The organism is Pinisolibacter aquiterrae, from assembly GCF_019160155.1.
Classification (GTDB): Bacteria; Pseudomonadota; Alphaproteobacteria; order Rhizobiales; family Ancalomicrobiaceae; genus Pinisolibacter; species Pinisolibacter aquiterrae.
This window is the reverse complement of the sequence record NZ_JAFNIH010000018.1, coordinates 15,683-38,192: the sequence shown is the minus strand read 5'-3', so window position 1 is coordinate 38,192 and position 22,510 is coordinate 15,683. Positions and strand designations below refer to the sequence as shown.

Annotated in this window: 23 protein-coding genes; 16 read left to right on the top strand and 7 right to left on the bottom strand. The window is 67.7% G+C overall.

Annotation, left to right across the window (positions count from 1 at the left end; translation table 11 throughout):
* Nucleotides 1-40 precede the first annotated feature (40 nt).
* The 7 genes from J3S89_RS03285 to cimA all read left to right on the top strand — a co-directional run bounded on the left by J3S89_RS03285 (nucleotide 41) and on the right by cimA (nucleotide 5,630).
* Nucleotides 41-253, top strand: coding sequence for a hypothetical protein (locus tag J3S89_RS03285; RefSeq protein WP_217926048.1), 213 nt, complete (start codon nucleotides 41-43; stop codon nucleotides 251-253).
* A 156-nt stretch (nucleotides 254-409) separates the two neighbouring features.
* The gene (locus tag J3S89_RS03280) at nucleotides 410-1,177 is read left to right on the top strand and encodes a sulfite exporter TauE/SafE family protein (RefSeq protein ID WP_217926047.1); all 768 of its coding nucleotides are present in this window, start codon (nucleotides 410-412) and stop codon (nucleotides 1,175-1,177) included.
* Between the two features lie 380 nt (nucleotides 1,178-1,557).
* Nucleotides 1,558-2,952 carry a cysteine--tRNA ligase gene (cysS, locus tag J3S89_RS03275; protein WP_217926046.1) on the top strand — a complete coding sequence of 465 codons (1,395 nt, stop codon included), beginning with the start codon at nucleotides 1,558-1,560 and terminating at the stop codon, nucleotides 2,950-2,952.
* Nucleotides 2,949-3,398, top strand: coding sequence for a hypothetical protein (locus J3S89_RS03270; RefSeq protein WP_217926045.1), 450 nt, complete (start codon nucleotides 2,949-2,951; stop codon nucleotides 3,396-3,398). Before cysS ends, J3S89_RS03270 begins: the two co-directional genes overlap by 4 nt.
* Entirely contained in the window at nucleotides 3,395-3,520 is a 126-nt protein-coding gene (locus tag J3S89_RS23345; protein ID WP_274383119.1) for a hypothetical protein, read from the top strand. Before J3S89_RS03270 ends, J3S89_RS23345 begins: the two co-directional genes overlap by 4 nt.
* Before the next feature lie 21 nt (nucleotides 3,521-3,541).
* Nucleotides 3,542-4,021 (top strand): GFA family protein, encoded by a 480-nt coding sequence (locus J3S89_RS03265; protein WP_217926044.1) that lies wholly within the window; start codon nucleotides 3,542-3,544, stop codon nucleotides 4,019-4,021.
* A 10-nt stretch (nucleotides 4,022-4,031) separates the two neighbouring features.
* A complete protein-coding gene (cimA, locus tag J3S89_RS03260; RefSeq protein WP_217926043.1) occupies nucleotides 4,032-5,630 on the top strand; it encodes a citramalate synthase in 1,599 nt (532 codons plus the stop codon).
* A gap of 40 nt (nucleotides 5,631-5,670) precedes the next feature.
* Here the strand turns inward: cimA and J3S89_RS03255 are convergent, their stop codons facing one another.
* On the bottom strand, nucleotides 5,671-6,276 hold the full coding sequence (locus J3S89_RS03255) for an LOG family protein (protein ID WP_217926042.1): 606 nt from the start codon (nucleotides 6,274-6,276) through the stop codon (nucleotides 5,671-5,673).
* Nucleotides 6,277-6,501: 225 nt separating this feature from the next.
* On the opposite strand from J3S89_RS03255, the gene J3S89_RS03250 reads away from it, so the two are divergent.
* The 3 genes from J3S89_RS03250 (at nucleotide 6,502) to J3S89_RS03240 (ending at nucleotide 10,203) form a co-directional block, all read left to right on the top strand.
* A complete protein-coding gene (locus J3S89_RS03250) occupies nucleotides 6,502-8,400 on the top strand; it encodes an ABCB family ABC transporter ATP-binding protein/permease (RefSeq protein ID WP_217926041.1) in 1,899 nt (632 codons plus the stop codon).
* A gap of 140 nt (nucleotides 8,401-8,540) precedes the next feature.
* Nucleotides 8,541-9,245: a phosphatidylserine decarboxylase gene (locus tag J3S89_RS03245; protein WP_217926040.1), complete on the top strand. Its 705-nt coding sequence runs from the start codon at nucleotides 8,541-8,543 to the stop codon at nucleotides 9,243-9,245.
* Between the two features lie 79 nt (nucleotides 9,246-9,324).
* Nucleotides 9,325-10,203: a CDP-alcohol phosphatidyltransferase family protein gene (locus tag J3S89_RS03240; RefSeq protein WP_217926039.1), complete on the top strand. Its 879-nt coding sequence runs from the start codon at nucleotides 9,325-9,327 to the stop codon at nucleotides 10,201-10,203.
* 14 nt (nucleotides 10,204-10,217) lie between these two features.
* Here the strand turns inward: J3S89_RS03240 and J3S89_RS03235 are convergent, their stop codons facing one another.
* The gene (locus J3S89_RS03235) at nucleotides 10,218-10,469 is read right to left on the bottom strand and encodes a hypothetical protein (RefSeq protein ID WP_217926038.1); all 252 of its coding nucleotides are present in this window, start codon (nucleotides 10,467-10,469) and stop codon (nucleotides 10,218-10,220) included.
* A gap of 232 nt (nucleotides 10,470-10,701) precedes the next feature.
* On the opposite strand from J3S89_RS03235, the gene J3S89_RS03230 reads away from it, so the two are divergent.
* Entirely contained in the window at nucleotides 10,702-11,127 is a 426-nt protein-coding gene (locus J3S89_RS03230) for a hypothetical protein (protein WP_217926037.1), read from the top strand.
* 133 nt (nucleotides 11,128-11,260) lie between these two features.
* Nucleotides 11,261-12,187, top strand: coding sequence for an allantoinase PuuE (puuE, locus tag J3S89_RS03225; protein ID WP_217926036.1), 927 nt, complete (start codon nucleotides 11,261-11,263; stop codon nucleotides 12,185-12,187).
* A 63-nt stretch (nucleotides 12,188-12,250) separates the two neighbouring features.
* On the opposite strand, the gene J3S89_RS03220 is transcribed toward puuE, so the two are convergent.
* From J3S89_RS03220 to J3S89_RS03205, 4 genes are all read right to left on the bottom strand, one after another.
* Complete coding sequence (locus J3S89_RS03220) at nucleotides 12,251-13,936, bottom strand: methyl-accepting chemotaxis protein (protein WP_217926035.1); 1,686 nt, start codon at nucleotides 13,934-13,936, stop codon at nucleotides 12,251-12,253.
* 264 nt (nucleotides 13,937-14,200) lie between these two features.
* Nucleotides 14,201-15,310, bottom strand: coding sequence for an ATP-dependent DNA helicase (locus tag J3S89_RS03215; protein WP_217926034.1), 1,110 nt, complete (start codon nucleotides 15,308-15,310; stop codon nucleotides 14,201-14,203).
* Between the two features lie 111 nt (nucleotides 15,311-15,421).
* Nucleotides 15,422-15,883, bottom strand: a complete 462-nt coding sequence (locus tag J3S89_RS03210; protein WP_217926033.1) for a DUF4189 domain-containing protein — start codon at nucleotides 15,881-15,883, stop codon at nucleotides 15,422-15,424.
* A 281-nt stretch (nucleotides 15,884-16,164) separates the two neighbouring features.
* Nucleotides 16,165-17,103 carry an AEC family transporter gene (locus tag J3S89_RS03205; protein ID WP_217926032.1) on the bottom strand — a complete coding sequence of 313 codons (939 nt, stop codon included), beginning with the start codon at nucleotides 17,101-17,103 and terminating at the stop codon, nucleotides 16,165-16,167.
* A 282-nt stretch (nucleotides 17,104-17,385) separates the two neighbouring features.
* Between J3S89_RS03205 and J3S89_RS03200 the strand changes: the two genes are divergently transcribed.
* Nucleotides 17,386-17,805, top strand: a complete 420-nt coding sequence (locus J3S89_RS03200) for a hypothetical protein (RefSeq protein ID WP_230488932.1) — start codon at nucleotides 17,386-17,388, stop codon at nucleotides 17,803-17,805.
* Nucleotides 17,806-17,929: 124 nt separating this feature from the next.
* A complete protein-coding gene (ilvD, locus tag J3S89_RS03195) occupies nucleotides 17,930-19,786 on the top strand; it encodes a dihydroxy-acid dehydratase (protein WP_217926031.1) in 1,857 nt (618 codons plus the stop codon).
* Between the two features lie 97 nt (nucleotides 19,787-19,883).
* Here the strand turns inward: ilvD and J3S89_RS03190 are convergent, their stop codons facing one another.
* A complete protein-coding gene (locus J3S89_RS03190) occupies nucleotides 19,884-20,666 on the bottom strand; it encodes an EF-hand domain-containing protein (protein ID WP_217926030.1) in 783 nt (260 codons plus the stop codon).
* Nucleotides 20,667-21,068: 402 nt separating this feature from the next.
* On the opposite strand from J3S89_RS03190, the gene J3S89_RS03185 reads away from it, so the two are divergent.
* Both J3S89_RS03185 and J3S89_RS03180 read left to right on the top strand, forming a co-directional pair.
* Nucleotides 21,069-21,314: an acyl carrier protein gene (locus J3S89_RS03185; RefSeq protein WP_217926029.1), complete on the top strand. Its 246-nt coding sequence runs from the start codon at nucleotides 21,069-21,071 to the stop codon at nucleotides 21,312-21,314.
* 4 nt (nucleotides 21,315-21,318) lie between these two features.
* Nucleotides 21,319-22,509 (top strand): acyl-CoA dehydrogenase family protein, encoded by a 1,191-nt coding sequence (locus J3S89_RS03180; protein WP_217926028.1) that lies wholly within the window; start codon nucleotides 21,319-21,321, stop codon nucleotides 22,507-22,509.
* The last annotated feature ends 1 nt before the right edge of the window (nucleotide 22,510 follow it).

Here is a 22,510-nt window from a genome sequence, read left to right as displayed (position 1 = left end):
TGCGAACGTTTGGCGTGTCGCGTATTGGGAGGAAATCATCATGATTCACGGGTATCGCGCCGTTTCCATTGCAGTGGTCGCCGCCTTCGTGAGCTTCGGCGTCGGTTCGGCCTCGGCGAAGACCGATCAGGAAAAAGCGGTCAAGGAATGTCGCAAAGAGATGGATTGGCCCAACCTGCCCGGGAAGGTCAAAAAATCTCCCATGAAGATCGCCGAGCTCGACGCCTGCGTGAAGCGCAAGATGGGTCGGTAACCGGGCATGCAGGGCCGATCGGGGAGAGTCGCGCAGGGGTGATGCGCCCTTTGCCTATCGCTCCTCTTCGATGAATGGGGTAGAAGCGCCGGCCGTCTCGTCGTCGAAACGGCCGTGGGTCGAGCGTTTCGCCCCTCGCGACGCACCGGACCCGTCATGCTGCCCGATTTCTGGCCGTTCCTGCTCTTCGCCGCCTTCTTTGCCGGGATGGTCGATGCGGTCGGCGGCGGCGGCGGCCTGATCCAGGTGCCGGCGCTCCTCGGCCTCTTCCCGACGACGCCGATCGCCACCCTCTTCGGCACCAACAAGGTGGCGAGCGTGGTCGGCACGCTCGCCGCCGCGGTCCATTTCGTCCGCCGGGTGAAGATACCCTGGCTGATCGTCGTGCCGGCGACCGTCGCCGCCTTCGTCGGCTCTTTCTCCGGCGCCTTCTTCGCCTCGTCGTTGCCGCGCCGGGTGATGTTGCCGCTGGTCATCGTTCTGATGATCGGCGCGGCGCTCTACACCTTCCTGAAGAAGGACTTCGGCCACACCGCCACCCGCGTGCCGGACGCGGCCGATCGCCCCAAGGCGGCGATGCTCGGCGGCGGCGTCGGCTTCTACGACGGCATCTTCGGCCCCGGCACCGGCTCCTTCCTGATCTTCGGCTTCGTTCGTCTCTTCGGCCTCGATCTGGTCACCGCCAACGCCTGCACCAAGATCGTCAACGCCACCACCAATCTCGCGGCGCTCCTCTTCTTCGCCTGGAACGGCGCGGTGATGTGGCCGCTCGCGCTGATGATGGCCGCGTCGAACTTCATGGGCGCCCAGGTCGGCGCGCGGGTGGCGCTGCGCTGGGGCTCGAAGTTCCTGCGGCGGGTGTTCCTGGTCGCGGTGATCGCGCTGATCGTCAAGCTGATCTCGGATTTCGCCGCGACCTTCTGATCGGCCCTCCGGGGCCGGCACGCCCTTGACGGAACCTTCGAAATCCGTCACTTCTCGCCACCATGACGAACGGACCCCGCGCGATCCTCGCGCTCGCCCTCATCGGCATTATTTGCGGCTAGCTCTTTCGCTGGCCCGGTTCCGTCTGCCTTTCTTTCACGAAGATCAGATGAGACCCCGGCCGGTGGGCGGGGACGTCGTGTCATACCAGTCCCATGAAATCCCGACTCGTCGGAATTTCATGGGGTTGCGGCCCGACCGGCCGGCGCCCGTTCGGGCTCGCCTTCGCCCACGACGTCTCGACGAGGTCGAAACGTCGCGGGCTCGGTACCATACGCACATCCGACCGCGCGGCATCGCGGGACCGAAGGAGATCGTCGGTGGCCTTGAAGCTCTACAACACGCTCACCCGCGAGAAGGAAGACTTCTCGCCGATCGACCCGAAGAACGTGCGCATGTACGTCTGCGGTCCGACGGTCTACGACTTCGCCCATATCGGCAACGCCCGGCCGGTGATCGTCTTCGATCTCCTGTTCCGCCTGCTGCGGCACACCTACGGTGCCCAGGCCGTGACCTATGTGCGCAACGTCACCGACGTCGACGACAAGATCAACGCCCGTGCCGCCCGCGACTTCCCCGGCCTCGCGCTCAACGACGCGATCCGTGAGGTGACCTCGACCACCGAGGCGCAGTTCCAGGCCGACGTGACCGCGCTCGGCACGCTCGCGCCGACCGTCCAGCCGCGCGCCACCGAGCACATCGCCGAGATGATCGCCCTCATCGAGAAGCTGATCGCCTCCGGCCACGCCTATGCCGCGGAGGGTCACGTCCTCTTCGACGTGCCCTCGATGCCCGACTACGGCAGGCTCTCCAAGCGTCCGCTCGACGACATGATCGCCGGCGCCCGCGTCGACGTCGCCCCCTACAAGCGCGGCGAGATGGACTTCGTGCTGTGGAAGCCCTCCGCCGACGACGAGCCCGGCTGGCAGAGCCCCTGGGGTCGCGGCCGTCCCGGCTGGCACATCGAGTGCTCGGCCATGTCGTGGAAGCACCTCGGCGAGGTCTTCGACATCCACGGCGGCGGCATCGATCTGCTCTTCCCCCATCACGAGAACGAGGTCGCCCAGTCGCGCTGCGCCTTCGGCCACGACGTGATGGCGAACGTGTGGATGCACAACGGCTTCCTTCAGGTCGAAGGCGAGAAGATGTCGAAGTCGCTCGGCAACTTCCTGACCATCAACCAGCTTCTGGCCGACTGGCCGGGCGAAGTGCTGCGCTTCACCATGATGAAGACGCACTATCGCCAGCCGATCGACTGGACGGTGAAGAGCCTCGAGGAGAGCTGGAAGACGCTCGACGACTGGTATTGGTTCGTCGGCGACACCCCCGGCACCAAGCCGGCCAAGGCGGTGGTCGAAGCGCTCGCCGACGATCTCGCCACGCCGAAGATGATCGCCGAGCTGCATGCACTCCGCAACGCCGCCCAGCGCAACGGCGGCGAGGGCGCCCGCGACGCGCTCGCCGGCAGCCTGCGCTTCCTCGGCTTTCTCGCCGACACCCCCGACGCCTGGGCCGCCCGCCGCAAGACCTCGGTCTCGGTCGACGTGGAGCAGGTCGAGGCGCTGATCGCCGCGCGTCTTTCGGCGCGCAAGCACAAGAACTGGGCCGAGAGCGACCGCATCCGCGACGAACTCGCAGGCCTGGGCGTCGTCCTGAAGGACGCCAAGGACCCTGCGTCCGGCGAGATGAAGACCACCTGGGAGGTCAAGCGGTGAGACGCGACCCCCGCCCGCCGGTGCTGATCGCCGACGCCGAACCGCTCCTGCGCCTGGCCGAGGCGGATCGGCTCGACGCTCTCGGCCGGCTCGGGCGGACGGTGGTGGTGGTCGACCGGGTGGCGGAGGCGGCCTTCGGCGATCTGACCGCGCCCTTCGCCTGGAGGATCCGGGAATGGGCCGAGCGCCTCGGCGATCGGCTGCGGATCGAGCCCTCGGGCACGCCGCCGCACACCGCGCCCGCGGTGGCGTTGAAGGCGGCGCTCGATCGGTTCGTGTTTCCGGCCGGCGGTCCGATCCTGGTGCTGCACGAGGACCCGCGCGCGGCGGCGATCTGCCTCGACGCCGAGGTGCCGATGGAATTCCTGACCACCCGCCGCCTTCTCGAGACCCTCGGGGAAGGGGCCGCCGATCGCGGCGACGGCGCCCGGAGGGGGACGCGATGACCGAGCCGCGGCCGCGCGAGCGCATGAACCCGGTCGCCAAGGTCGCGATCTTCATCGCCGTGAAGCTGGCCGTGCTCTCGGCGTTGACGGTGGTGATCCTACGCTGGAAGGGCCTGATCTGAGGGGATGAGGGGAGGGACGTCATGACCACGCTCACCGGCGGCTGCCAGTGCGGTGCCGTTCGCTTTCGCTGCGACGATCTCGGCCGCGCCTCGATCTGCCATTGCCGCATGTGCCAGAAGGCCTTCGGCGGCCATTACGGCCCGCTGGTCACCGCGATGGGCCTCGTCTGGACCCGCGGCGAGCCGAAGCGCTTCCGCTCGTCGAACGAGATCCGCCGCGGCTTCTGCGCGGATTGCGGCACGCCGCTGACCTACGAGCCGGACGGATATCCCCACGTCGAGGTGGCGCTCGGCGCCTTCGATGCCCCGGCCGAGATCCGCCCCGAGATCCAGGTCGGCGTCGAGAGCCGCATGCCCTGGTTCCACGAACTGGCGACGCTTCCCGGCCGTCCGCCCGAGCAGCAGGCGAAGGCCGAGGGCTTCTTCGCCGAGATCGTCTCCTACCAGCATCCCGATCACGACACGGCCGAATGGCCGCCGTCGGCGACCGGCGCAGAGTGAGAACGGAAGAATGAAAGAGCGCGTCTACCTCTTCGACACCACCCTGCGTGACGGTGCCCAGACCTCCGGCGTCGACTTCACCCTCGACGACAAGATCAAGATCGCCCGCCTCCTCGACGATCTCGGCGTCGACTATGTCGAGGGCGGCTATCCCGGCGCCAACCCGACCGACACCGCCTTCTTCGAGGTGAAGCGGACGAAGCGCGCCCGCTTCACCGCCTTCGGCATGACCAAGCGCGCCGGCGTCTCCGTCTCGAACGATCCCGGCCTCGCCGCGATCCTCGCCGCCGACACCGACGCCGACTGCTTCGTCGCCAAGTCCTGGGACTATCATGTCCATGTGGCGCTCGGCACGACCCTCGAGGAGAACCTCGCCTGCGTCCGCCAGACCGTGGAAGCGGCGATCGCTCGTGGCCGCGAGGCGATGATCGACTGCGAGCACTTCTTCGACGGCTACAAGGCCAATCCGGATTACGCGATCGAGGTCGCCCGCGCGGCTCACGACAGCGGCGCCCGCTGGGTGGTGCTCTGCGACACCAACGGCGGCACCCTGCCGCACGAGATCGAGGCGATCGTCGGCGAGGTCTCGAAAGTGGTGCCGGGCAGCCATCTCGGCATCCACGCCCATGACGACACCGGCCAGGCGGTGGCCAATTCGCTCGCCGCCGTGCGCGCCGGGGTGCGGCAGGTCCAGGGCACGCTGAACGGCATCGGCGAGCGCTGCGGCAACGCCAATCTGGTGACGATCATCGCCACCCTCGGCCTCAAGCCGGAATTCTCCGATCGCTACGAGACCGGCGTCGCCGAGGCGAAACTCGTCGAACTGACCCACGTCTCCCGCGCCTTCGACGACATCCTCAATCGCTCGCCCAACCGCCACGCGCCCTATGTCGGCCAGAACGCCTTCGCCACCAAGGCCGGCATCCACGCCTCGGCGATCGTCAAGGACCCCAAGACCTACGAGCACGTGACGCCGGAGAGCGTCGGCAACCGCCGCCGCGTGCTCGTCTCCGATCAGGCCGGCAAGTCGAACCTCCTCGCCGAACTCGCCCGCTTCGGCATCGAGGCCGATCGCGCCGATCCGCGCCTCGACAAGCTGCTCGCCGAGGTGAAGGAGCGCGAGGCGCGCGGCTTTTCCTACGAGGCCGCCGACGCCTCGCTCGAGCTCCTGGCCCGCCGCACGCTCGGCACCGTGCCGCGCTATTTCGACGTGCAGTCGTTCCGGGTCATGGTCGAGCGCCGGTTCAACGCCATCGGCGAGCTGATCACGCTGTCGGAAGCGATCGTCAAGGTGAAGATCGGCGACGATCTGCTCCTGTCGGTGGCCGAGGGCAACGGCCCGGTCAACGCCCTCGACGCGGCGCTCCGCAAGGATCTCGGCCCCTATCAGTCGGCGATCGAGGACCTCGAGCTGGTCGACTTCAAGGTCCGTATCCTCAACGGCGGTACCGGCGCGACCACCCGCGTCCTGATCGAGAGCCGCGACGGCGCCAAGAACCATTGGACGACGATCGGCGTCTCCGAGAACATCATCGACGCCTCGTTCCAGGCGCTGATGGACTCGGTCTTCTACAAGCTCGTGAAGGCGGGCGTGGAGAAGGCGGTGTGAGCGCGGCTCCCTCTGCCGAGAGGGAGAGGGGAGACGGCCCTCACATCTTCTGGAGATCCACCGCGCCGGCCTCCGCCGCGCGGTCCTCCAGCTGCCCGAGGCGCTTGCGCATCTTCGGCAAGATGTCGTCGATCGTGTCGGCGACCCCGTAGGAGAGTTCGAAGCCCTCGCGAATGAAGGCGTTCTGGTTCATGTGGTGGAGAAGCTCCACCAGCGGATCCCAGAATCCGGCGATGTTGGCGAGCATGATCGGCTTGGCGTGACGGCCGAGCTGGGCCCAGGTCATCTGCTCGACCACCTCCTCGAGCGTCCCGATGCCGCCCGGCAGCGCCACGAAGGCGTCGGCCTTCTCGAACATCAGCCGCTTGCGCTCGTGCATGTCGGCGGTGACGATCAGCTCGGAGACCTCGGGCAGCATCAGCTCCTTGTCGACCAGGAACTGCGGAATGATGCCGGTCACCTCGCCGCCGGCGTCGAGACAGGCGCGCGCCGACGCGCCCATCAGCCCGAGCGAGCCGCCGCCGTAGACGAGCCGGATCCCTTCCCGCGCCAGGAGACGGCCGAGCTCGATCGCCGCCTGCTCGAAGGCCGGGTCGGCGCCCTTGCCGGAACCGCAATAGATGCAGATCGAACCGAGACCCATCACGTCGTCACTCCGTCGGGCGGCGGCCGGCGAACGGCCGTATCGCAATGCAACACGGGCGCCACTCTATCCGTTTCCGAGAGCGGCGAAACCCCCGCGCGCGTCCTCCGGCGGCGGAGAGGGGGACCCATGCGGGCCGCGCGGGTTTGAAATCCGCGCCGGAGTCTATATCTGAAGGACAACAGAAAGCCTCGCCTTTCGGCTCATTCCCTCCTGTCCGGATTTCTCATGTCGCGACATCATCGACCCGTCGGCCCGCGCGTTTCGGCCGGAGAGGGCAAGACCTTCGAGACGTTGAAGAACCTGTGGCCGCATCTGTGGCCCCACGATCGCCCCGACCTCAAGCGGGCGGTGATGCTGGCCTTCGGCGCCCTGATTCTCGGTAAGGTGACGACGGTCTTCCTGCCCTACATCTACAAATGGAGCACCGACGCACTCGCCGCCCCCGCCGGCGAGCCGCAGACGGTGCAGCTCCTCGCCGTTCCGGTGCTGCTGGTGATCGCCTACGGCGTCGTCCGCATCGCCTCCAACGGCTTCAACCAGTTGCGCGACGCCCTCTTCGCCGCCGTCGGCCAACATGCCGTGCGCGAACTGGCGACCTCGACCTTCCGCCATCTCCATGCCCTGTCGCTGCGCTTCCACCTGCAGCGCCGCACCGGCGGCCTCTCCCGCGTCGTGGAGCGCGGCGCCAAGGGCATCGAGACCATCGTCCGCATCTCGATCCTGGCCGGCTTCCCGACCATCGTCGAATTCGCGCTGATGGCCGGCGTGATCCTGTGGGAGTTCGATTGGGTCTATGTCGCGGTGATCGCGGTCACGACCTGGCTCTACGTCTGGTTCTCGGTCAAGGCGTCCGACTGGCGCATGGACATCCGCCGCGACATGAACGAGGCCGACAACGACTCCATGTCGAAGGCGGTCGACAGTCTCCTCAACTTCGAGACCGTGAAGTACTTCACCGCCGAGAACCTCGAGGCAACCCGTTACGACCGCGCCATGCAGAAATACGAGGGCGCGGCGATCCGCACCTATACGTCGCTGGCGTGGCTCAACTTCGGTCAGGCGGTGATCTTCTCGATCGGCATGGCCGCCTGCATGGCGCTCTCCGCCCATGCGGTCTTGAAGGGTGAGCAGTCGGTCGGCCACTTCGTGATGATCAACGCGCTGATGATGCAGCTCTCGGTGCCGCTCAACTTCATCGGCACGCTCTATCGCGAGATCAAGCAGTCGCTCGTCGACATCGAAAGCCTGTTCGCGATCCTCGATCAGCCGCCGGAGGTCTCCGACCGTGCCGACGCCAAGCCGTTGCGCGTCACCGACGCCGCGATCCGCTTCGAGAACGTGACCTTCTCCTACGATCCGGAACGCCAGATCCTGAAGGGCGTCTCCTTCGAGGTGCCGGCCGGCAAGACGGTCGCCATCGTCGGCCCTTCGGGTGCCGGCAAGTCGACCATCTCACGGCTCCTGTTCCGCTTCTACGACGTCTCCGGCGGCCGCATCACCATCGATGGTCAGGATATCCGCGACGTCACCCAGACGTCCTTGCGCGGCGTCATCGGCATGGTTCCGCAGGACACCGTGCTCTTCAACGACACCGTCGCCTACAACATCCGCTACGGCCGCCCCGACGCCTCCGAGGCGGAGGTGATGGAGGCCGCCCGCCTCGCTCAGATCGCCGAGTTCATCGAGCGTCTGCCCAAGCGCTACGAAACGGAAGTCGGCGAACGCGGCCTGAAACTCTCCGGCGGCGAGAAACAGCGTGTGGCGATCGCCCGCACCATCTTGAAGGCGCCGCCGATCCTGATGCTCGACGAGGCGACCTCGGCGCTCGACACCCACACCGAGCGCGAGATCCAGGAGGCGCTCGATCGCGTCTCGCAGAACCGCACCACGCTCGTCATCGCCCATCGCCTGTCGACCGTGGTCGCCGCCGACGAGATCCTGGTGCTCGACAAGGGCGTGGTCGCCGAGCGCGGCCGCCACGACGAACTGCTCGCCGCCGACGGTCTCTATGCCTCGATGTGGGCCCGCCAGCGTGCCGCCGACGAGGCGCGCGAACAGCTGGAGAAGACGGTGGCGGAGGATCCCTACGGCGTCGTCGAGCGCGGCGCGCCGGCGGCGGAGTGAGGACGGGCCGGCGGGGCGCGCGCGCCCTGCCGCCTCTGCCCGCGCCGTCTTGCGGCCTTTTCATTGCCACCGATCCCGTATAGGTCGGTGAAAACCTCGCGCGCGACCGTGCTCGCGCCTCACGAGAGAGAGCTCGACCGATGAATTCCCTGTGGGTGACCATCACCAAGGCCTTCCCCCCGATCAACCGTGAGGGCTGGCCCTTCGTCGCCATCGCCGTGATCCTGACGTTGGTTCTCGGTCTGATGTGGCAGCCGTTGTTCTGGATCCTGCTCGGTCTGACGATCTGGGTCGCCGCCTTCTTCCGCGATCCCACCCGGGTCACGCCGGAGGCCGAGGGGCTCGTCGTCTCGCCCGCCGACGGCCGCATCTCCCATCTGGTCGAGGTCCTGCCGCCGCCCGAACTCGGCCTGCCGGCGGAGCCGATGCTGCGCATCTCGATCTTCATGAACGTCTTCAACGTTCATGTGAACCGGATGCCGATCACCGGCGAGATCGAGAAGATGGTCTATACGCCCGGCAAGTTCTTCAACGCCGAACTCGACAAGGCGTCGGAGTTCAACGAGCGCAACGCGCTTCTGATCCGCCATTCTCTGGGCGTGATCGGCTGCGTCCAGATCGCCGGCCTCGTCGCCCGCCGCATCGTCCCCTGGACCACCGAGGGCTCGCACCTGACGGTCGGCACGCGCTTCGGCATGATCCGCTTCGGCTCGCGCCTCGACGTGTTCCTGCCGCTCGGCACCGTGCCGAAGGTGGCGCTCGGCCAGACCACGCTGGCCGGTGAGACCATCCTCGCCGATCTCACCGCGACCGGCGCGGCGAAGCCGGTGTTCCACGCCGCCTGACACCCGCGTTCGCGGCGTCCGGCCCGGCCGAACGCCGCGTGCCGCGAGACGTGGACCGACCTCCCGAAAGGCCGCAGCGATGAACGAACAGTTGTTCCCCGACATCGAACATCAGTCGACCCGCACCGGACGACGCTTCGCCCGGCTGCGATCGCTGCCCTTCCGGGTGGTCCTGCCCAATCTCGTGACGCTGCTCGCGCTCTGCGCCGGCTTGACGGGCATTCGCATGGGGCTCGAGGGGCGGTTCGAATGGGCGGTCGCGGCGGTGGTGCTCGCCGCCCTCCTCGATGCCGTCGACGGCCGTGTCGCGCGCTGGCTGAAGGGTACGTCGCGCTTCGGCGCCGAACTCGACAGCCTCTCCGACTTCGTCAATTTCGGCGTCGTGCCCGGGCTTCTGCTCTACATCTGGGTGCTGAAATACGCCGCCTCCTTCGGCTGGCTGGCGGTGCTCGCCTACGTCATCGCCGCGGTGCTGCGTCTGGCGCGCTTCAACGTGATGATCGACAAGCCGAAACCGGCGTGGCAGGCGAATTTCTTCACCGGCATGCCCGCGCCCGCCGGCGCCATCGCCGCGATGCTGCCGCTCTATCTGGCCGAGATCTTCGAATTCGTGCCGGCCCGGGCGATCGCCGGCGTGGTGGCGGTCTATCTTCTGGTGATCGCCTTCATGATGGTCTCGACCATCCCGACCTGGTCGGGCAAGAAGATCGGCACCCGCGTGCCGCGCGACAAGGTCATCCCGATCACCGTCGGCGTGGTCCTGGTGATCGCCGCCCTGGTCAGCTACCCGTTCCCGATCCTCGCGGCGGTGACGATCGCCTATCTCACCTTCATCCCCTGGGGATGGACTCTGTTCCGGCGCATGGATCGCGCCTGGAAGGACGAGCAGGCGGCTCACTCCGCGCATCTCGCCTCGCCGGTCTTCTCCACCGACGCCGCCCCTCGATCCGAGGGGTGATCACTTCGGCGCGATCACCCGCGCGAGGTCGCCATCGCCGCGACGCGGGCGGCGAGCGTCGATTCCGGAAAGGCACGGCGCAGGCACTGGAGTGCCTCCGAATCGCTCACCGGCCGCATCTGCGCCAAGAGCGCCCGCATCTCCGAAACCCGCGAGTCGGTCACCGCGCAGTGCTGCGTCGAGGACCACCCGGGTGGTCCTTCGCCGAGAACCCGCCTTTCGCCGGGGCTCGGCTCGATGGAATGGAAAGTCTTACCGCCGTTCATGTCGTCCTCCCGGCGCAACCTTGCGCGATCCGCTGAGACCCGATGGTCCCTAGCATGGATCGTGCCGTTCGCGCCCCGCGCTCGAGGCGGAGATCGTCCCCTCGAACCATGACCTCGGCATGTCGTCGCGCGACTCCGGTGCGTTTTTTTCGCCGATCGCCTTTTTATTGTCTGGTGACGCGCCGCCGTCGAGCTATCCTGTCGGACGAGAGCGTCGAGGAGAATGTTCGAGATGCGCGAAGATCGTCGGGAATCGGACTTCGATCCGGCCAACCCGGATTTCGCCACGGCCGGTGGACCCCGTCGCCTGCGCGACGAACCGCTGCTGCGCCTGCTCGCCGTCAACGGTCTGATCGGCGCGGTGGTCGCCGGCGCGCTCGCCGCCGTCGTGTTGATCACCGACACGGCCCATCTGCGTACGTTGATCTTCTCCTCGCGGGAGCCGTGGATCGGCATCGTCCTCCTGTTCTTCGGTTTCGTGGTGACCATGGGCTCGGTCGCCATGGGCACGGCGGTGATGATGCTGCCCAAGGACGACGACGACGACGGCCCCGGCGGCGGATCCAAGCTGGAAGTCCTGAAGCTGCCCCAGATGACGCCGCCGATGACGCCCGCACCCGTGCGCGTCACCGCGGGCTCGCGCCGCTCGCGCTTCTGATCCCGCCGGCCGGCCCCCGCCGGTCCCGGCGCCCGCGGGGGCAGCTCTGCTCTGAAGGGGGATCGGCGGACTTGAATTTCGCCATGGTGCCGTCGCACTGTATGCCCTCGTGTGTACACGCCGGAGAAGACCCATGACGGACGCCGCGCCCTATCCTCGCGACATGATCGGTTACGGCCGCACCCCGCCCGATCCGAAATGGCCGGGCGGCGCGCGGGTCGCGGTTCAGTTCGTGGTGAACTACGAGGAGGGCGGCGAGAACTGCATCCTCCACGGCGACGCGGCCTCCGAGGCCTTCCTCTCCGACGTGCTCGGCGCCCAGCCCTGGCCGGGCCAGCGCCACATGAACATCGAGAGCATGTACGAATACGGCTCCCGCGCGGGCTTCTGGCGGCTGTGGCGCATGTTCGGTGAGCGCGACATGCCGGTGACCGTCTTCGGCGTCGCCACCGCGCTGGCGCGCAACCCCGAGGCCGTCGCCGCCATGAAGGAGGCCGATTGGGAGATCGCCAGCCATGGCTTGCGCTGGATCGACTATCGCAACTTCACCGAGGCGGAGGAACAAGCCCATCTCGACGAGGCGATCCGCATCCACACCGAGGTGACCGGCTCGCGGCCGCTCGGCTGGTACACCGGCCGCACGTCGGTCCACTCCCGCGATCTCGTCAAGGCCGAGGGCGGATTTCTCTACGACAGCGACACCTACGCCGACGATCTGCCCTATTGGGAGGGCGGGCCGAAGGGATCCCATCTGGTGATCCCCTACAGCCTCGAGACCAACGACATGCGCTTCGCCAACGCCCCCGGCTTCACCGAGAGTGAGCAGTTCTTCACCTATCTGAAGGACACGTTCGACCTGCTGTGGGAGGAGGGCGCCGAGGCGCCGAAGATGATGTCGGTCGGCCTCCACTGCCGCATCGCCGGCCGTCCCGGCCGCGCCGCCGGCCTCGCGCGCTTCCTCGACCACATCGCCGCGCGCGAGAAGGTCTGGGTGGCGCGCCGCATCGACATCGCCCGCCACTGGCACGCCCATCACCGCCCGGCCGAAGCCGGGGCCTGATCGATCGCCGAACGCCAAACGGCCGCCCGAGAGCGGCCGTTCGCGATCCCGTGGCGGTGTCGTTCACGCCGCCGCCACGTCCTCGAGGAAACGGCGGATGCGGCCGTCGAGCTCGCCGGCCGATTCCGCCAGTTCCTTGGCGACCCCGGTCACCTCCGCCGCGACCCGGGACGTCTCGTCGATCGCATGGGCGACCTTGGAGATCGCCCCGGTGAGGAGGTCGGTGTCGCGCGCCACGTCCTTGGAGCGATCGGAGATCTGCGTCGTCGTCACGGTCTGCTCCTCGATCGCCTGAGCGATGGTCGAACTCGCGCTCTCGATCGCGGTCAGCGAGTCGGTCACGGCGGCGATCTGGCGCACGGCCTCGCGGGTGGCGGTCTGGATCGCCGCGACGCTGTCGCCGATCTCCTCCGTCGCCTTGGTGGTCTGGGTCGCGAGCTGCTTGACCTCCTGCGCCACGACCGCGAAGCCGCGCCCGGCCTCGCCGGCGCGGGCCGCCTCGATGGTGGCGTTGAGCGCGAGCAGATTGGTCTGATCGGCGATGGCGCGGATCAGGTCGACGACCACGCCGATCTTCTCGGCCGTCTCCGCCAGCGCGGCCACGCCCTGGCGCGCGTCGCGGCCATGGGCGGCGCCGTCGGCGGTGATCCGGCCGGCCTCGGCGATCTGCCGGCCGACGCCGTCGACGGTCCCCGCCAATTCGCCGGTCGCCTGGGCCACGGCGGCGACGTGCTCGGCGTCGGAATAGGCGAGCCCCTCGGCATCGTGCATGGAGCGGCCGGTCGTGGCCGCGGTGCGGGTCAGTTCCTCGGCCGAAACCGTCATGTCCTGGGCGGTGGTGCGCACGAAGCCGACGATCTGCGCCGCCTCCTCGCGGAAGGCGGCGATGATCGCTTCGACCCGGGCGGCGCGGGCGTGCCGTTCCCCGGCGATGTCGGCTTCCTCGCGCTTCAGCGCGTCGCGCTCGATCATCGAGTCGCGGAAGACCGCAACCGCCCGGGCGATCTCGCCCACTTCGTCGCGGCGGTCGGTGAAGGGCACGTGCTCGGCGGTGTCGCCGGCGGCGAGGTCCGCCATCACGCCGTTGAGACGGCCGACCGGCCGGGTGATGCCGCGCCCGAGCCACAGCGCGTAGATCACGAAGGCGATCATCGCCGGCGTGCAGCCGGCCGAGATCCACAGGACGGTCTTCAGGATGGTGCGGTCGACATCGGCGACGTGGGTGCCGCTGCCGATGATCCAGCCCGAACCGGGCAGTCGCGTCACATAGGTGATCTTGCGCGAATCGCTCGTCTCGCCCGGCCGCTTCCACTTGTAGTCGATGAAGCCGCCCCCCTTGTCGGCGACGGCGATCATCTCCTGCATCAAAGTCTTGCCGTCGGCGCCGACGAAGCCGTTCATGTCTGCGCCGATCTTCGGCTCCGGGCTGCCGGAGGCCAGCATTCGGCCGTCGCGGTCATAGGCGAAGATGTAGTTGTCCCCCTCGAAGCGAATCGACGAGATCGCGTCCATCGACAGTTTCTCGGCCGTGGCGCGCGAGATCTCGCCATTGGCCGACTTCTTCTCCAGTCCGGCGATGTAGGAGGCGGCGGTTTCGACGACCGCCTTGGCCTGTTCCTCGCGCAGCTCGATCATCGCGCCGCGGAATTGGAAGATGGCGTAGATCGTCCCCGCGCTCATGATCACCACGGCGATGGCGATCACGGTGAGGAAGCGAAGGCCGAGGGTCATCTTGAAGCCGGTCGGCATGGTTGCTCTGGATCCGACGTTGGAACGAGGATTCAGGAAATTTAACCGTCGTTGGTTAAAGAATTCGTCGCTTTCCCCAACGTAGGGAGCCTCCGGCGAAATACGCAGACGCCAGGTCTTCTGGACTTATAGTGCAGGGATAGGCCATGAAATTTCGCCGGGCCGGCCCGATGACGTCGCGATATTCCGTAACGTCAACCAAAGGAGACCTCTCGTCAAATCCGACGAGGGGGACGTCTCTTCGACGACCGGCCCCCATTGGCCTCAAACGACGATGGTCAAACGTTCCGCGGCGCGCGTTATGCCCGTGTAGAGCCAACGCATTCGATGGTCGCGGAAGGCGAAGCTCTCGTCGAACAGGACGACGTCGTCCCATTGAGATCCTTGCGCCTTGTGCACGGTCAGGGCGTAACCGTAGTCGAATTCGTCGGACCTGCGCTTCAGCTGGAAGGGCAGGGCGTCCTCGCCGCCTTCGAAGAAGGCCGGCAGCACCGATGCGGCGATTCGTCGCCGCTCCGAGGCGTCTTCCGGTGCCAGATCGAACTTGAGGAAGGCGCCCTTGGGATCCTTGACCCGGGTGACCCGGTAGAGGCCGCCGTTCTGGATGCCCTTGGTCTTGTCGTTCCTGAGCCCCACCAGCTTCTCGCCGACCTCCGGCGTCGGCGAACCGTAGCCGCGCAATTCGCGGATCCGCTTGTTGTAGAGATGGCGGGTCTTGTTGCGGCCGACCAGAACCTGATCGGCGGCGAGGATCCGATCGGCCGTGATCTCGCGCCGATGGATCACCGCCGCCCGGCCGTGATCGCCGAAGTCGAGGGCGCGGCCCTCGCGCACGTCCATCGACAGGCGGATGATCGGATTGTCGGCCGCCTGACGGTGGACCTGGGTCAGCATCACGTCGGGCTCGGCCTCGGTGAAGAAGCCGCCGCCCTTGACCGGCGGCAGCTGCGCCGGATCGCCGAGCACCAGCGTCTTCTTGCCGAAGGAGAGAAGATCTCGGCCCAAGTCTTCGTCGACCATCGAACACTCGTCGATGACGATCAGATCCGCCTTGGCCGCGTCGGAATGACGATTGAGCGTGAAGGAGAAGGTCTCCTCCGCCTCTTCCTCGTCTTCGGCCGGACGCTTCGGCCGATAGATCATCGAATGGATCGTGGTGGCGCCCTCGCAGCCCTTGGAGCGCATGACCAGCGCCGCCTTGCCGGTGAAGGCGCCGAAACAGACGTCGCCGTCGATGCCCTCGGCGAGATGGCGCGCGAGCGTGGTCTTGCCGGTGCCGGCATAGCCGAACAGCCGGAAGACCTGCTTGTCCCCGGCCTTCAGCCAAGCGGCGATCTCCTTCAGCGCCGTGTCCTGCTCGCTCGACCAATCCATCCGTCGTCCCGAAGCCCCGCCCCCGTCTCGTCGGGCGCGACCCTATCCGATTCCCGCGATCGGGCGGCAGTCTGTGCGAAACGGAACAAATTGGCAACCGGCGCGCGCGAGTCAATTGGCCGAGCGCTCGCCGTCGTCGCAGGCGGAGGCGTCGATGCGGCAGAAGAGGCGCCGTCCCTCGCCGGCGGTCTCGTGGCAGGCGGCGATCGCCGCCGCCTGGGCCGCGGTCTCGTCGTCGTCGACGGCCCAGCCGACGCCGGGCGTGCCGTCCTCCGGATCCATCGCCACTGCCACGCAGCTCCCCTGGAAGGTCTCCACGACCCGGCACAGCCGCAGCACCGCGCGCTCGGCGTCGCCGCTGTTCTTGCGACAGGAGCCCATCGCCTGGGCCTCGGCTTCGCCGGCCTCGTAGCCGACCGCGTAACCGTAGCTGAAGCCGTCCTGGGCGCCGCTTTCCGGCAGACCGACCGCGAGCGCCCCGTCGGCCCGGGCGGATCCGATCGAGGCTCCCATGGCGAGGGGGAGGGCCGTGAGGACGACGAGACCGAGGCGGCGCGAAGGCTCGAGCACCATGTTTCCCTCCCGTTGGTCGGCGCGAGGCCTGGGGGTGAACCCGCAGAGCGTCCTCCGGCCGGCGAGGCGAGTCAATGCGACGAGGGGCGAGACGGGGCGGCGAAGCGCGCGGCCTCGCTCAGAGCCTGTCTCGAAAGTCGGCGGCGGAGGAACGGCGAGGGATTTTCGTGCCTCGCAAGGAGGAAATCGATGCCGATATCGAGATATCGGCGAGATTGCCGACGCCGCGAGGTGCGAAAAGACCCGCCGAGCCGACCCGTCCGACCTTTCGAGACAGGCTCTCAGTGCGGCGCGAGCCAGATCAGCCACAGCATCGACGTCACGGCACCGAGCGCCGTGGTGGCGGTGACCACGCTCGACGCGAGCCTGAGGCCGACGCCGTATTGGCCGGCGGCGAGGAACACGTTGATGCCGGTCGGTACCCCGGCGAGCATCACCAGCGGGCCGACCACGGCCGGATCGGGGTCGAGGATCCGGCAGGCGATCGCCACGAAGGCGGGCAGCGCCACGAGCTTCACCGCCGAGATCGCGAGGGCGGCGGGGGCGTCGCCCCGGAAGTTCTGTCCGTACATCGCCATGCCGAGCGAGACCAGCGCGACCGGGCTCGCCACCCCGGCGAGCGTGTGGATCGTGTGGGCGGGAATGCCGCTCGGACGATAGCCGACGAAGCGCAGCACGATCCCGCTGCCGAGCCCGATGATGATCGGATTGCGGCGGAGCGCGCCGATCACCCGCAGGGTCGCCTCGATCGCCGATCCGCCGCCGCCGCCCTCGGCGCGCATCATCGCCAGCGTCAGCGTCGTCATCCAGATCGGCAGATGGACCGAGACCACCACGGTGGCGACCAGCACGCCCTGTTCACCGAACGCCCGATGCAGCAGCGGCAGCCCGACGAAGGCGATGTTGGCGAAGGTGGCGCCCATCCCCGCGAGGACGGCGGTGCGCCGGTCCAGGCCGAAGACCCGCCGCGCCAGGGTCTGGCCGAGCGCCCAGGCGCAACCCGCCGCCGGGAAATAGCAGAGCCAGACCATCCAGGGCGAGGTCGCGCCGAGATCGGCATAGACCACCGTCTCGAAGAGGAGCAGCGGAATGCCGACCGTCGCGGCGAAGGCGGCGAGCCCCTCGCCGACCGTATGCGCCAGCAACCCCGTCGCCGCGAGCGTCCACCCGACCGCGATCAGAAGGAAAATCGGCAGAACGGTCTCGAAGGCGAAGCTCATGTGGCCCCTCGGTCGGCCGACGGCGGCGACCGTGGCGGAAATGACTTCACGACTTTCGTAGCAGATGACGGGCGGTCTGAGCAGAGCGCGGGACGCATGCCCGGCGCCGATGACGACGCCTCTCGGCGCGGGAGGAGAACGTCGCCTCATTCGATCGATCGCGGTAGCCGCTCGACAACCATGTCGTGCGCGACGGGCACGGCCTTAACCGACACTTCACCCGCCGCGCCGACCCTCGGTGGCGCATTGCGAGATCACTCGTTTCGACCGATGGAGGGTTCGATGGGACTCAGGGGCATGATGTTCGTCTTCTTCGTCTTGGCGATCATCGGATTCACCGCCTACGACTTCTACGACAAGCGGGCGAACTACGAGCCCGTGATGGCGCGCGTCACCAAGGTCGACGAGCAGTGTTACATGGAGAAGAAGGAGCGGGGGATCCTCACCAAGACGACCCACACCTCCGATCTCCTGCCGTGCCCGGTCGCCGAACGGCTGGTCGCGAGCCACCCGAAATGGGCGGGCTATGCGATCAAGATGAAGATCGAGGTCGGCTATCTCTTCACCTCGCCGGTCGACGGCAAGGCCCATGCCGCCAAGCGCCAGTTGTCGGACTATCCCGAGGGTCACAAGCTCGGCGTCGGCGACGTCGTCGAGATCCGCGCGTCGAAGACGAACGACAGTAAGGTGCGCGAACTCTGACGGGGCGCCTCGCAAGGCGTGCGCGACGACGATCGACCTCTGGTCTCGACGGGCGGAAGGCGCTATGTCAACCGCGTCCGTCGTTCACCCGTCGCGCCCGCGTCTCGCGTCGAAGGAAAGCTCCATGCCCGCCTATCGCTCCCGCACCTCCACCCACGGTCGCAACATGGCCGGCGCCCGCGGCCTGTGGCGCGCCACCGGCATGAAGGAGAGCGACTTCGGCAAGCCCATCGTCGCGGTGGTGAACTCCTTCACCCAGTTCGTGCCCGGCCACGTCCATTTGAAGGACCTCGGCCAGCTCGTCGCCCGCGAGATCGAGGCGGCCGGCGGTGTCGCCAAGGAGATGAACACCATCGCCATCGACGACGGCATCGCCATGGGCCACGACGGCATGCTCTATTCGCTGCCCTCGCGCGACCTCATCGCCGACAGCGTCGAATACATGGTCAACGGCCACTGTGCCGACGCGATGGTCTGCATCTCCAATTGCGACAAGATCACCCCCGGCATGATCATGGCGTCGCTGCGCCTGAACATCCCGACCATCTTCGTCTCCGGCGGTCCGATGGAGGCCGGCAAGGTGCTGCTCTCGACCGGCGTCACCAAGTCGGTCGATCTGATCGACGCGATGATCGCCGCCGGCGACGAGAAGGTCTCCGACGAGGACGTGAAGTCCTACGAGCGTTCGGCCTGCCCGACCTGCGGCTCCTGCTCGGGCATGTTCACCGCCAATTCGATGAACTGCCTGACCGAGGCGCTCGGCCTGTCGCTGCCCGGCAACGGTTCGACGCTCGCCACCCACGCCGACCGCAAGCGCCTCTTCCTCGAGGCGGGACGCACCATCGTCGATCTCTGCAAGCGGTACTACGAGGGGAACGACGAGAGCGTCCTGCCGCGCTCGATCGCCTCCTTCGCCGCCTTCGAGAACGCCATGACCCTCGACATCGCCATGGGCGGGTCGACCAACACGGTGCTGCATCTCCTCGCCGCCGCGCAGGAAGCCGGCGTCGACTTCACCATGGCCGACATCGATCGCCTGTCGCGCCGCGTGCCCTGTCTCTGCAAGGTCGCGCCCGCGGTCGCCGACGTCCACATGGAGGACGTCCACCGCGCCGGCGGCATCTTCGCCATCCTCGGCGAACTCGACCGCGCGGGCCTGCTGACCACCGATCTGCCCACCGTCCATGCGCCGACGCTCAAGGCCGCGATCGACCAGTGGGACGTGATGCGCACCAATTCGCTCGCCGTGCGCACCTTCTACGCGGCGGCGCCGGGCGGCGTGCCGAGCCTCGAGGCCTTCAGCCAGGATCGCCGTTGGGACGAGATCGACACCGACCGCAAGAAGGGCGTCATCCGTTCCGCCGAGAACGCCTATTCCAAGGACGGCGGCCTCGCGGTCCTCTTCGGCAACATCGCCCTCGACGGCTGCATGGTGAAGACCGCCGGCGTCGACGAGTCGATCCTGACCTTCGAGGGCGAGGTGAAGATCTTCGAGAGCCAGGACGCGGCGGTCTCGGGCATCCTCGGCGGCAAGGTCGTCGCCGGTGACGTCGTCGTCATCCGCTACGAGGGCCCCAAGGGCGGTCCGGGCATGCAGGAGATGCTCTACCCGACCAGCTATCTGAAGTCGAAGGGTCTCGGCAAGGCCTGCGCGCTCCTGACCGACGGCCGCTTCTCCGGCGGCACCTCGGGCCTCTCGATCGGCCACGCCTCGCCGGAAGCCGCCGAGGGCGGCGCCATCGGTCTGGTCGAGGCCGGCGATCGCATCCGCATCGACATCCCCAACCGCACCATCGCGCTGCTCGTCTCCGACGAGACGCTCAGCCGGCGTCGCGCCGCGATGGAGGCCAAGGGCAAGGACGCCTGGAAGCCGTCCGAGGCGCGTCCGCGCAAGGTCTCGGCGGCGCTGCGCGCCTATGCCGCGATGGCGACTTCCGCCGCCAAGGGCGCGGTCCGCGACGTCAGCCAGATCGAACGCTGATCGACCGGGCGCCGCTCGGCGCGGGTCACGAAGAGACACGAGGGGCGGGATCCCCGGGGAGGGGATCCCGCCCTTCGCATGTCGCATCCCCGGCGGGTCAGGCCGCGGTGTCGACCGAGGACAGGAGCGTCGAGGTCAGGCCGCTGCTCGACTGCGCGTAGGAGCGCATGAGGAGCTGGGCCATGATCGCCGCGCAGTCGGTGGAGGTGGTGGCGGCGGCGGTCGTGGTGCCGACGGTACCTTCGGACGTCGTCGTGTCGCTGCTCGAGGTGGTGGTGCCGCTGCTGGTCGTCGAGGCGCTGGTCCAGGCCTCGTATTCGCTCTCGCTGATCGAGCCGTCGCCGTCGGTGTCGATGTCGGAGAAGCTCGCCGTCGTCGAGACGCTCGAACCCTCCGGCGGCGGCCCGCCCGGTCCACCCGGTCCGCCGTGTCCGCCCGGCGGGGGCAGCGGCGGCGCGGAGGAGGTGAGGAGGTCGGAGAGCTCGCTCTCGCTGACCGAACCGTCGCCGTCGCCGTCGAGCGCCGACATCAGCGTCGCCACCACGTCGGCGGAGGTCGCCGAGGTCGTCGTCGTGTCGGACGAGGTGTCGGTGCCGTCGGTCGTGGTCGTGGTGTCGCCGCTCGAGGCGGAGACGGTCTGTTCCTGCAGCGAGAGGAGCGCGCTCAGGGTCGTGCTGTCGAGGCCGTCGACATAGGATTGCAGTTCGGTCGAGGAGACCGCGCCGCTCTGATCGCCGTCGAGCGAACCGAAGAGCGCCGACATCCGCTCCTGCGGCAAAATGTCGGCGCTGGAGGTGGACCGGGTCGCGACGGCCGCGTCTCGCGAGGACGACCAGTCCGCCTGCCAGGACGGGGTATGGGACGACAGGGAGCCGATCATGGTCGGGATCTCCGGTGGCTGGGCCGAACGCGGAACGGTTCGGGTCGCAGACCGAGGATCAAGGACCGTGCCGTGTATCCGCCTCGTCTCCGACCGCGAAAAATCGCCTTCCAGAGAAACGAGCGCGACAAGTTTCGGCGGTTCGCGGCGGGTTCTTCCTGGGTGGCCGCCCACCCGGCGCCCGGCGACCACCCCGGCCCACCGGGAAATCGCTGCCGATCGGCATCCCTCACCCGGCAAGCCCTGCCGGGCCGACGCCGCGCGTGCCGCGATGACGCCTCGCGCCGGTTCGATCGAATTCGAACGAATTTCGTAGTGAAACGGTAATCATGTGAATTCACGCTATTTTTCAGTTTTCCGGGCAAGGTTTCGGTCATGGGTCACTTGCTCAAGGGGAGTGTCATGGCTGTTCAGATTCGAGAACTTCTCGGTAACCACAAGATCATTCCGGTTCCCGTCGACGGGATCGGCGACATGGATGATCTCTACGATCTGGGAATGACGTCCTTCGCCTCGGTCCAGCTGATGCTGGCGCTCGAGGAAGCGTTCGACATCGAATTCCCGGAACGCATGCTCAATCGCAAGACGTTCCAGTCGATCGCCTCGATCGACCGTTCCGTGTCCGAACTCGTCGCTGGAAGGGCCTGACGCCATGAACATCGCCATCGATCCGACCACGCTCGCCGAGACCGCCCTGACGCGCATGGCGCGCGTCGCCGACGAGGTCGCCTCCAAATACGCCGGCGACGTCGACAAGTCCGGCCGGTTCCCGGCCGAGACCTTCGAGGCCCTGAAGCGCGAGCGTCTGCTCGGCTGCTGGATCCCGAAGGAATACGGTGGCGAGGGCGTCACCCTCACCGAGATGTGCGATCTCGTCGCCCGCCTCGGTCAGGCCTGCGGATCGTCGGCGATGATCTACGGCATGCATCAGATCAAGATGTCGAGCCTGATCGTCCATTCGACCGGCAGCGCCTGGCATCAGGACTACATGCGCGAATGCGCCCGTGATCAGCTCCTGCTCGGCTCGGCGACGACCGAGGGCGGCATCGGCGGCGACCTCCGCAATTCGATCTGCGCCGTCGAGGTCGAGGGCGATCGCTATCGCCTGACCAAGCAGGCGACCTGCATCTCCTACGGCCGCGCCGCCGACGCGATCCTCGCGACCTGCCGTCGCCATCCCGACGCCGCTTCGTCGGATCAGGTGATGGTGGTCTGCAAGAAGGGCGACTACACCCTGCGCGAGACCGTCGGTTGGGACACGATGGGCATGCGCGGCACCCGCTCGGAAGGCTTCGAGCTGGTCTCCGAGGGCGACGCCCGTCAGGTCTTCGTCCAGCCCTTCGGTGAGATCGCCGCCCAGTCGATGCTCGCCATGGCGCACATCATCTGGTGCGCGACCTGGTACGGCATCGCCGCCGATACGGTGGTGAAGTCCCAGGCCTTCGTCCGCGCCGAGGCCAAGAAGAAGCCGGGCGTCGTGCCGCCGGGCGCGCTCCGCCTCGCCGAGGTCTCCGCCTCGCTCCAGAAGATGAAGTCGCTGCTCGTCGCCGGCATCGCCCGCTACGAGGCCGCCCTCGCCGACGAGAACCTGATGAACGCGCTGTCGTTCATCGCCGAGCTCAACACCATCAAGGTGTCGGCCTCGCAGCTCGGCATCGAGATCGCTCAGCAGTCGCTGATGATCACCGGCCTCGCCGGCTATCGCAACGAAGGCCCGTTCTCGATCGCGCGCAACTACCGCGATCTCCTGTCGGCCGCGATCATGATCAACAACGACCGCATCCTCGGCAACACCGCGAACCTGCTCCTGATGAGCCGGATCGACACCTCGATCGGAGAGTGAC

What these genes read in the sequence shown, in the direction of transcription:
- J3S89_RS03285 (WP_217926048.1), top strand. Translation starts at nt 41, where the DNA reads ATGATTCACGGGTATCGCGCCGTTTCCATTGCAGTGGTCGCCGCCTTC.
- J3S89_RS03280 (WP_217926047.1), top strand. Translation starts at nt 410, where the DNA reads ATGCTGCCCGATTTCTGGCCGTTCCTGCTCTTCGCCGCCTTCTTTGCC.
- J3S89_RS23345 (WP_274383119.1), top strand. Translation starts at nt 3,395, where the DNA reads ATGACCGAGCCGCGGCCGCGCGAGCGCATGAACCCGGTCGCCAAGGTC.
- J3S89_RS03265 (WP_217926044.1), top strand. Translation starts at nt 3,542, where the DNA reads ATGACCACGCTCACCGGCGGCTGCCAGTGCGGTGCCGTTCGCTTTCGC.
- cimA (WP_217926043.1), top strand. Translation starts at nt 4,032, where the DNA reads ATGAAAGAGCGCGTCTACCTCTTCGACACCACCCTGCGTGACGGTGCC.
- J3S89_RS03250 (WP_217926041.1), top strand. Translation starts at nt 6,502, where the DNA reads ATGTCGCGACATCATCGACCCGTCGGCCCGCGCGTTTCGGCCGGAGAG.
- J3S89_RS03245 (WP_217926040.1), top strand. Translation starts at nt 8,541, where the DNA reads ATGAATTCCCTGTGGGTGACCATCACCAAGGCCTTCCCCCCGATCAAC.
- J3S89_RS03240 (WP_217926039.1), top strand. Translation starts at nt 9,325, where the DNA reads ATGAACGAACAGTTGTTCCCCGACATCGAACATCAGTCGACCCGCACC.
- J3S89_RS03235 (WP_217926038.1), bottom strand. Translation starts at nt 10,469, where the DNA reads ATGAACGGCGGTAAGACTTTCCATTCCATCGAGCCGAGCCCCGGCGAA.
- J3S89_RS03230 (WP_217926037.1), top strand. Translation starts at nt 10,702, where the DNA reads ATGCGCGAAGATCGTCGGGAATCGGACTTCGATCCGGCCAACCCGGAT.
- puuE (WP_217926036.1), top strand. Translation starts at nt 11,261, where the DNA reads ATGACGGACGCCGCGCCCTATCCTCGCGACATGATCGGTTACGGCCGC.
- J3S89_RS03220 (WP_217926035.1), bottom strand. Translation starts at nt 13,936, where the DNA reads ATGCCGACCGGCTTCAAGATGACCCTCGGCCTTCGCTTCCTCACCGTG.
- J3S89_RS03215 (WP_217926034.1), bottom strand. Translation starts at nt 15,310, where the DNA reads ATGGATTGGTCGAGCGAGCAGGACACGGCGCTGAAGGAGATCGCCGCT.
- J3S89_RS03210 (WP_217926033.1), bottom strand. Translation starts at nt 15,883, where the DNA reads ATGGTGCTCGAGCCTTCGCGCCGCCTCGGTCTCGTCGTCCTCACGGCC.
- J3S89_RS03205 (WP_217926032.1), bottom strand. Translation starts at nt 17,103, where the DNA reads ATGAGCTTCGCCTTCGAGACCGTTCTGCCGATTTTCCTTCTGATCGCG.
- J3S89_RS03200 (WP_230488932.1), top strand. Translation starts at nt 17,386, where the DNA reads ATGGGACTCAGGGGCATGATGTTCGTCTTCTTCGTCTTGGCGATCATC.
- ilvD (WP_217926031.1), top strand. Translation starts at nt 17,930, where the DNA reads ATGCCCGCCTATCGCTCCCGCACCTCCACCCACGGTCGCAACATGGCC.
- J3S89_RS03190 (WP_217926030.1), bottom strand. Translation starts at nt 20,666, where the DNA reads ATGATCGGCTCCCTGTCGTCCCATACCCCGTCCTGGCAGGCGGACTGG.
- J3S89_RS03185 (WP_217926029.1), top strand. Translation starts at nt 21,069, where the DNA reads ATGGCTGTTCAGATTCGAGAACTTCTCGGTAACCACAAGATCATTCCG.
- J3S89_RS03180 (WP_217926028.1), top strand. Translation starts at nt 21,319, where the DNA reads ATGAACATCGCCATCGATCCGACCACGCTCGCCGAGACCGCCCTGACG.